This window comes from Thermodesulfobacteriota bacterium (genome assembly GCA_036482575.1).
Lineage (GTDB): Bacteria > Desulfobacterota > GWC2-55-46 > GWC2-55-46 > JAUVFY01 > JAZGJJ01.
Window position 1 is genome coordinate 1 of the sequence record JAZGJJ010000139.1, and the last position, 8,210, is coordinate 8,210.

6 protein-coding genes are annotated in these 8,210 nt (G+C 57.0%); all 6 read right to left on the reverse strand.

All coding sequences use genetic code 11. The annotated features are described in order from the left end of the window. Positions 1-357: DUF2400 family protein (locus V3W31_06245; protein MEE9614541.1), on the reverse strand; the 357-nt coding region annotated here is incomplete at its 3' end. A gap of 147 nt (positions 358-504) precedes the next feature. Next, a complete protein-coding gene (locus tag V3W31_06250) occupies positions 505-2,073 on the reverse strand; it encodes a hypothetical protein (GenBank protein MEE9614542.1) in 1,569 nt (522 codons plus the stop codon). Between the two features lie 60 nt (positions 2,074-2,133). Further along, complete coding sequence (locus V3W31_06255; protein MEE9614543.1) at positions 2,134-3,879, reverse strand: glycosyltransferase family 39 protein; 1,746 nt, start codon at positions 3,877-3,879, stop codon at positions 2,134-2,136. A 68-nt stretch (positions 3,880-3,947) separates the two neighbouring features. Continuing rightward, positions 3,948-5,804 carry a glycosyltransferase family 39 protein gene (locus tag V3W31_06260; protein MEE9614544.1) on the reverse strand — a complete coding sequence of 619 codons (1,857 nt, stop codon included), beginning with the start codon at positions 5,802-5,804 and terminating at the stop codon, positions 3,948-3,950. A gap of 135 nt (positions 5,805-5,939) precedes the next feature. Beyond that, positions 5,940-6,878: an HD domain-containing phosphohydrolase gene (locus V3W31_06265; GenBank protein ID MEE9614545.1), complete on the reverse strand. Its 939-nt coding sequence runs from the start codon at positions 6,876-6,878 to the stop codon at positions 5,940-5,942. A 187-nt stretch (positions 6,879-7,065) separates the two neighbouring features. Beyond that, a partial coding sequence (locus V3W31_06270) for a hypothetical protein (GenBank protein MEE9614546.1) occupies positions 7,066-8,210 on the reverse strand: 1,145 nt, incomplete at its 5' end.

Sequence of the window (8,210 nt, forward strand, 5' to 3'; positions counted from 1 at the left end):
GCCCCCCTCCTCTATCATCTGCCTGGCGAAGTATATGAGGCAGGCTACGTCCTCGGCGCGCGTGAAGCGGTGGACAAAGCGGGAATCGGAAAAAATCTTTTTTCCCTTCCCTTGGGGCCGGAAGGCCATGGTGAAACGATACGGCTCCCCGCCCATGAGCTCGAACACACGCTCGATGCTCCTCCTTATCCCCTCCACCCGGCCGTATGCGAGGGAGGAGGCTATAAGCCCGGCGACCTCCAGGTCGCGCCCGGCCCTGAACCCGTGGACGAGCCCCAGGGGGTCAGAGTCGAGAAAAGTGCGATCGTAGGTACGGTAAAGCCTTTCGAGCTCTATCTTAAGATTCTTATCAGCCATCACGGTGCTGCCGCACGGCAATTTCGATTTCGGATTGCGGAACAAAGATTTAAAAGTAACCAATCCGCAGTCTGCAATCCCCAATCCGCAATTACTAACGGTCATCCTGAAATTGAAACACCCCTTCGACTTCGCTCAGGACAGGCCTCATGGTGCCCCGTCCTCTTCTTCCTTGACCACCGGCTTTACGTCTCTGTACTTCTCTATCAGGCGCTCGTTCTCCGGCGTGTCCTTCAGGAATATATCCGCGACCCCGTCGGAGTATATGAGCAACCAGTCCTCCCTTTGAAGGAGGAAGTTGGAGAGCGAAGAGCCCGAGTTGAATATCACCCAGCTTATATCGTACTTTTCGATAACGCCGTCCATCTGCGGCTTTATCCGGAACACCTTGGAGTAGTCCTCCATCCTCGTATAGTACCTCTTGTCGGCGTCGTAGGAGCCGTTCATGAAGACCCTGTACTCGGGCCATGCCGCGTAGACCATGTAGTCGCCGAACTCGTCGTTGTTGAACATGTTGCCGGGAATTTTTTCCTTCTTCAGGAATTCGACCGCCTCCACGGGTTTTTTCTCTTCGTCGAAGTCGTAGTCCATCTTTCCCGCCGCGAGGAACGCCAGGGCCGCCAAGACGACCGCGGCGGGCCAAAAACTTCCGCGGGAAGAGACACCCATGGAGGCGAACCTCCGGGCCCCCTCCTTTAAGAACTCCGCGAACCTCCCCTCCAACCGGTCAAGTATCGCGTCGGCATGCCTTAGAAGAATCGGCGCCGCTGCGACGGCGAAAAAGGGGATATGCCTTGACGAATAGAGGGCCATGGGAGTGAAGAGCATCACGAGCAGGAGCTCCATAACGTTAAGCGACCTCTTCGAGAACGCGAAGACCGCTATCATGAGAAGAAGCATGTACTCGAACGCCGCGAAGCTGGGTTTATGGAAGTCCGGCGACAGGTACTCGCCGATATGGCCCGTCATCACCTTGCTCAACCCCAGCTTGAGGGGGAACAGCAGGGCGTGGTAGCCGCCGGGGCTTACCAGGGATGCGGCGATGCATGCGCCCATTACCAATGCCAGCGCCCGGACCTTCCCCCGGAATATCTCCTTCTCCGCGCCCCCGGAACCCCGGGCCCTCACGATGTTTCCAAAGAGGTAAAGCCCGGTGAGCGCGAAGCCGAGGACGAAGGCGGCGTGCAGGTTGACCCAGAGGAGCATGAGCGGGGGGAGGAAGTAGAGCCGGTTCGTGGCGCGGTACTGGTAGTCATCGAGGAGGTAATACCACACGACCAGGAAAAAAATCGAGAATATATGCGGCCGGGCCAGCCAGTGGGTCCATGAAGAGGCTACGGCAAGGACCAGGATGACGGCTGCCAGGATTATGTTGCCGTCGTCCGCCCTGAGCATCTTAAAAAACAGGTAAACGGTCGCGGCAAGGACGAAACAGGAGAAGAAGACCACGCCTTCAAGCCCGAACCCCGCATACAACCAGGCCATCACCACTTCCGAGAGCCACTCATGGGAGGGGAACGTAAGGGGGGGGGAGAGGAAGGTGAACGGCTCGTGGACCGGCACCGTCATGGCGTCCAATATAAAGCGCCCGGCGCGGATGTGCAGTCCCGTATCGCTGTCCGAGAGAAGGTCGGACCCGGACAGGAGAAGCCGGATAAAGACGGTAATGAAAAGGACGTCGGCGATCGAAGGGATTAAAGTTGTTCTGCCTCTCATCGTCCACCCAATATAGTCCGGGCGAAGTCTGCTGTCAACCCCGCGCATATATGCGTATTTTTAACCATCGACGCGCTTCATTATAACCACCCCGAAGTCGTCCCCCTGGAAAGGTGCCGCGCCTATCTGCGATACCGGCTCGTAGTTGTCGGTAGCCCACGAGTACAGCTTAAGCCCGTAGTCCCGGCCGAAAAACTCATAGCCGTATTCGGGGGTGGGCCTGCTGACCAGGAGCACATAGTCGGGGGGGGCTTCCTCAAATACCGCGAGCATCCTCTCCTCGCCGAACATAATGACATCCGGCGGAAGAAAATTGACGAAGCCGGTAGGGTTCGGCCGCCTCGACAGGTAGTTGAGTATCACGCCTTCGGGCAGGGCGACGAAACTCTCCCTGGGGGCCATGATCTTCTCGATCTCCTCCAGCGCCGCCTTCAGGTGCAGCCCCCGAGAAGTCACTCCCGGCCCGTAGGTAACCACCGTATCCCAACCACTCCCGACGGCAAAGCTCCTCAGTTTGTAGAAGCCCCAGGAAACCCCCGCATGCCATCCGACCGTTAACATGATGGTCGTAAGCACGGCCATGCGGTAGAAAGAACAGTGGCCGGAGAGCCTCGTAAGCAGCGATGGCGCCCATGAGAGTAGCGCCTTTATAAACACCAGGGTCGCCGGCATAGCCAGAGCGAAACCGTAGTGAACGATGTGGACGGCCAGCAGTATCTTTAAAAGCATCATGAACGAAAACACTGTCAGGGCTAACACGGGTATGGACCGTCCGGGCGCTTCATGGCCGTTACGGCTGCGAACGAAGAGCACGAAAATAGCCGCGCCGAACAGCAACATTATAAGGGGCAGAGGCCTGAAAATCTCAGGCCATGGTACCCACTCGTGAAAGCGGAAAAAAACAAGGACCGATACCAGACAGGCGACGAGACCAGCGTGCTTTCTAAGGAAGCCGGTCTTGCCGAACGCGTGGTTCACGACGGCAACTACGACGAACCACGCCGCATACCACGAGAATACGGTCAGCATACGCCCGAGGTTGAACCAAGGCCTTTCCACACCCATAATCACCCGATAAAACAGGGTTGAACCGACATCGGTCGTGCCCAAAATGAACCACGAGCCGAAGATGCCCCTTAGCGCCTCCCTCACCTCCATATGCAGGCTCAGGTAAGCAAGGAATGCGGCAACGGGGAGTATGGCGGCAAACCCGAAAATGGAAACCCTCTTTAATATCCCGGACCATCCCGGCCTCTCGGCCCGAAACGCAAGGAAAAGTCCCAGGACCACGGCCGTTAAGAACGAAAAGTAAACCTCTACCTTTGTAAGGAGTGCAAGACCCGCACAGAACCCCATTGAGGCGAGCCAGAGATACCTCCTCTCTTCCACGTAGAGCCTGAGAAGGTACAGACCCAGGAGAGAAATAAAGATGCCGTGGGTCAGCTCATGGGAATATGGCGCTACGAAGTTGTAGTTTCCATACGGCATGTACTGGGGAAAAGCAAAAAGCGTTAGGAAGGCGGCGCATACGAAAAGCGTGGAGAGCCCGTCGCCCTCTTCTTTGAAGAGCTTATATATAAGAAAAGTAGTAGCGGCTATTACCAGAATATTAAAGGCTTCGAGCACAAATATGGACTCGCCGAAGAGACGAAAGAGGAGGGAGTTCAGGTAGGGAGAAAGCGGGCCGTTAAAGTAGAAAATGTCGCGGTAGAGCACCTTGCCCTCGGCAAGCTGCCAGGGGACGTACACCTCCCTGCCGAAGTCGATCAGGATGTCCGACCACTTGAGCCAACTCATGGATGCCATCGCCAGCCCCACGGCCGCAAGAATAGCGACGCTTACAAAATTAAATATTTTAGGACTGCCTTTCACTCTCACTCATGAAAGTTGCCGTCGTTAAGTCGTCCTCGCTCCCCGGCACGTCTCATTATGAGGACCCCGAAATCTTTTCCCTGAAAGGGTGTAGCGCCTATCTGCGATACCGGCTCGTAGTTGTCGGTAGCCCACGAGTACAGCTTAAGCCCGTAGTCCCGGCCGAAAAACTCATAGCCGTATTCTGAGGTGTCCCTGTGGACCATGAGCACATAGTCGGGGGGGCGTTCCTCAAATGCCGCGAGCATCCTCTCCTCACCGAACATCACGAAGTTCGCCGGGACGAAGGTGAGAAACCCGGTCGGGCTCAGCCGCCTCGACAGGTAATTAAGCATAAGCCCTTCGGGCAGGGCGACAAAACTATCCTCGGGGCCCATGATCTTCTCTATCTCCTCAAGCACGTCTGCCACGAGCGCGTCGTGGGTCCCTTTAAGATCGGCCTTATAGTTATAGCCGACCACGGTATCTCCCCCGCTTCCCATGGCGAAGCCTTTCAGCCTATACAGGCTTACACTGTAGGTCAGATGCCACACGACCATTACCGCTATGGTCGTCAGCGCGGCCCACCGGAAAAAGACGCTATAGCCCGACACCCTGTTGAGGTAAGAGGGCACCCAGGCGACAAGCGCCTTCACCGTCAAAAGCGCGGCCGGCATTGCGAGTGCGAAGCCGTAAAATCTTATGTCGATATTCAACAATACCTTCAGGAGCAGCATAAACGAAAACACGGCAATGACAAACCTCATTATGTCCCGCTCCCGTGCCTCGCCGCTTTCGCGGCCACGGACCAACCGCGCAAGAAGTACCACGCCTATAATCGCCGTTACGATAGGGAGGGGCCTCAGGATTTTCAGCCACGGAACCGCACTGGAAAACCCGACAAGCAACAGCATCGTGACCGCAAAGGAGATCAGCAACCCACGCCTTCTGAATGGGCCGCCGATTTTACCAAGCATGTGGTTGACAGCCGCGATGAGCGAAAACCATCCGAAGTACAACGCCGCAACGCTCATCATCTGTTTCAGATTGAACAATATCCGGTCGGTGCCCCTGACTGTACGATAAAACTGGGTCGAACCCACGTCGGTAGTAGCCAGCATCACCCATGGACCGAAAATACCCCTTAGGGCCTCCTCCGGCCGCATATACAAACTTAGATATGCGAGGAACGCCCCGGCCGGAAGGATAAACGCAAACCCCATCACGGAGATTTCCTTAAGCGCTTCACGGCCTCCCGGCCGTTCATACCACAACACGAGAAGAAGCCCGGATGAGACGGCAGTGAACGCAGCCAGGAAAATCTCGATTTTCGTAACGAATAGGAGTCCGAGGCAAAAGCCCACTAATGCGAGCCACACGCACCCTCTCTCCTTCAAGTACAACCGGAAAAACCATATACTCAGAAGCGAAACGAGCATCCCGTGGGTTATCTCGTTGGAGTAGGGCGTGACGAAGTTGGAATTTCCGACCCTCCCATACTGGGAAAAGGCAAAGACGGTCAGGAAGCAGATGCATACGAGAAGGGCTGAGGAATCCCCTTCCTTTTCGGAAAAGAGCCTGTATATAAGGTATGTAATACCGGCTATCGCCAGGATATTGAAGGCTTCTATGATAAGGATGGACTCGCCGAAGAGGCGGAACAGAAGGGAGTTCAGATACGGAGAGAACGGACCGTTGAAGTAAAAGATGTCGCGGTAGAGCACCTTGCCCTCGGCAAGCTGCCAGGGGACGTATACCTCCCTGCCGAAGTCTATCAGGATGTCCGGCCACTTGAGCCAGCTCACGCTGACCATGGCCGCCCCCACGGCCAGGAGTATCAGGGCATGCAAAAGGGCGCCGCTTTTTTCACCAGATCTCATATAGGCTTAAAAGATACCGCAAGCCGGGCTTGTTTTCCATAACAAAAAAAGGGGGGCGGGATAAGAGACAGTACCGGTCTTCAGTTACCGGTTGTCGGTGACGGGCGAAAAACCGACAACGGACGGACGCGCGCGTTACTTCTTAGCACTCGTTTCGTCTTCGGGGGTTTCGTCTTCGGCGGTCTTGCCGTACTGGTTGTCCGCGGGCGCTACCCCCCTTTTATCGGACGGGATAGAGACCTCATCGTAACGGGGCTTGTCTTTGCGGTTCAGGGCCACGAGTGTTTTGACCACGTCCCAGCCGAGCTGTCCCCCCTCCGCCATCTCCGTAATCACCTCCAGCGCCGTCCGGTTGTCGTAGGGGCTGGGCCGGTAAGGTCTCGGGGAGAGAAGGGCGTCGTAGACGTCGCTTGCGGCGACGATCTCCACAAGGAGGTCTTCAAGCCGGATGCCGCGGGGACGCCCCGAGCCGTCAATCCTCTCGTGATGGTCCCTGGCTATTACCGAAGAAAGGCTTTGGCTGTCCCGGAGGTAGTAGCCGAGCAGGGCATATCCCGCCGTCGTGTGGCCGGTCAGGATTTCCCTCTCCTCCCGGGTCAGGGGGGCGGCCTTCTTCAAGACGTGCAGTGGCATGCAGATCTTGCCGACGTCGTGGATAGGCCCGGTTAAAACCAGGCCGTTCCTCTCCGCGTGGTCGGGCACCAACTCATGCGCCATGAGCGAGGAGAGGGCAAACGCCGCGAGAAAGTGGCGATAGGTGTAAAAGTCGTTGGCCTTGAAGTAGTCCAGCACATCCATGAGAGGACTGATAAGCCGGACTCTCTCCAGGTCGTTAAAGACGGCGGCGGTGCGTTCCTCGCCGGAGAATATCATCCTGTAATGGGGGGCGTTCAGAAAGTCCGCCAGATCCTCCCTCACCGAGCCGTACCGCAAGAGCGAGAGGCTGTCATATGAGACGGATGCGTGGGACGATATGAGGGGTTCCAGCGTCTCGGGGGATATTACTGCCCCGGCGGGGAAGAGCACCCGGTTGTCCAGGGTGTGTATCGCGGTGGTAGTCGTTAAGGCCGACATGGGTATCGTCCTCCTACCCGCCCAGCCCCCCCACCATGGCCAGCATAGCCGCAGCGGGACACATTCGGCGGTTTAAGCTTTAATTATACATTTTTAGTGGTTCGATAGTCAATACCAATGGCACGGGGGGGGTTGCAAGAAGAGGTTGGGGGAACTCCCTCAACCGTCCGTTCCGGGCGGTCCTTCCTCAGCATCCGCCGTCCCCACCATCCCCTTCCGGGGTCGCCGTGTCCTTACGGCGGTAGACGTCGTACCCCCTGTATCTGTTGACCAAGTCGTAGCGCTCCCTGACAAAGTCGTAAATCCCTCTCTCCCTGAGCTCCGCGTAGCGCTTGCTCCAGACAAACAGGGTAGGGGGTGAAGCCGTCAGGTCGTCTAACAGCCTGTCCGCCTTCCGGAGCCTTTCTTCCTCCGGCCCGACCAGTAACGGGTAGATAAAGAATATCCCGGACGCCGCTTTTCTCTTGCTGTAATAGTAGAGCCCCGTCTCGGCCCCCCACTCGTATATGGTGTCGCATGGGCGGGTTACCTTCTTTATGTAGTTGGCCAGCCTGCGCGGCCTGATAAAGCCCCCCGTGTGTCCGTACTTCCTGGCCGAGATCTCCTCCGGGCTCATCCTCAGGTAGGCCGCCTGGTTACGGACAAAACAAGTCACTGTAAGCAAGAATATGAGCGTAACGAGCCACGCCCTCAAGGGAAACTCCTTTCTCGCTATATAGCCGGCCAGGTCGAATTCAAAGAAAAACAGGGCGGACATCACTACCAGGGGAGGGAGTAACAGTTGATAGTAATGGGCAAAGAACTGGCCCGGGCCGGCCACCGCTATAAAGGTACCCAGGACGAGCAGGATGAAGAACGAACGCCGAAGCGGCCCGTACGCTACCCGGCTTAACGGCAGCCACACGGCCGACAGCAGCACCAGGGGCCAGACCCCCTTAAGGGGCTTGAGTAAAAGGTTCTCGGGGTCGGCCAGGAGATCCCACACGTTCCCCCCGACACTTTCCGCATAGTAACGGTTGTATACGAAGACGGCCTCCCAGAACTCCGGAAACGTACCCTTGAGGGCGAAGTACCCGAAGACGCCGCCCCATACGACAAAGCCGGGGAGGAGGAAGAGCGCGAGCCTCCTTAGTCGGGCGGCCCTATCGGTCATCTTCCCCTCCCCCTCCGTGAAGGGGAAGATGAGGAGATAGAAGAAAAAGGCCGCGAACGGGAAGACGACCACCGTCTTGAAGGTGGAGGCAACGACCAGGAAGAACGACGAGAGGACGAGGTAGCGTGCCTTCCCCCCGCGGTACCTCGCGAAGGCCCAGAGCGCCATCATGGTAAAGC

What these genes read in the sequence shown, in the direction of transcription:
- V3W31_06250 (MEE9614542.1), bottom strand. Translation starts at nt 2,073, where the DNA reads ATGAGAGGCAGAACAACTTTAATCCCTTCGATCGCCGACGTCCTTTTC.
- V3W31_06255 (MEE9614543.1), bottom strand. Translation starts at nt 3,879, where the DNA reads ATGGCATCCATGAGTTGGCTCAAGTGGTCGGACATCCTGATCGACTTC.
- V3W31_06260 (MEE9614544.1), bottom strand. Translation starts at nt 5,804, where the DNA reads ATGAGATCTGGTGAAAAAAGCGGCGCCCTTTTGCATGCCCTGATACTC.
- V3W31_06265 (MEE9614545.1), bottom strand. Translation starts at nt 6,878, where the DNA reads ATGTCGGCCTTAACGACTACCACCGCGATACACACCCTGGACAACCGG.